We start from the raw sequence: 551 nt of genomic DNA on the forward strand, positions 1-551 counted from the left end.
GTCTCTCAGCGGTGAAGAGACGAAGAACGTTGGGAAACTTCCTGTCACTTTTCAGTTGTGAAGGTACGGGCCTTTAGCTCAGCTGGTTAGAGCGCGCCTCTGATAAGGGCGAGGTCTCAGGTTCGACTCCTGAAAGGCCCACTGCCCCGAACGCGGGGATGTAGCTTAGTTGGGAGAGCGCCGCCTTTGCACGGCGGAGGTCAGGGGTTCGAATCCCCTCATCTCCACTAAGCCACCCAAATCAAACGGAGTGTGTGTGGGAAGAAGCAGAAGGAACGGAACGAGTCAGTAACACAGGTTGAAAAGGCGAAACCGCAAGGGAGATTAACGGCCCGGCGGTGAGCCGGGCTGAAGTGTGTCTTAACAAGAGAATAGGTTGAAGGGCGCTGAGCGCTCCTGACGAAAGACGTGAGGGTCGCTCCGCGCTGGTCAACAGCGCAGTTTGCACCTTAAAAATCGAATAGTATGTAGGCTAAATTGAAGTAGTCATGATAATTTCGGAACCAATGAGTTCTGAATTCTCCGCATCACGTGCGGAAGCTACTAAGAGC

The 551-nt window shown here is 53.4% G+C and carries 2 tRNA genes; both read left to right on the plus strand.

Annotation, left to right across the window (positions count from 1 at the left end):
* The first annotated feature begins 67 nt into the window (after positions 1-67).
* Positions 68-141 (plus strand) — tRNA-Ile (locus tag N2041_RS14735).
* A gap of 13 nt (positions 142-154) precedes the next feature.
* A tRNA-Ala gene (locus tag N2041_RS14740) sits at positions 155-227 on the plus strand.
* The last annotated feature ends 324 nt before the right edge of the window (positions 228-551 follow it).

The sequence above is a fragment of the Tepidiforma sp. genome, from assembly GCF_026419595.1.
Taxonomy (GTDB): Bacteria; Chloroflexota; Dehalococcoidia; order Tepidiformales; family Tepidiformaceae; genus Tepidiforma.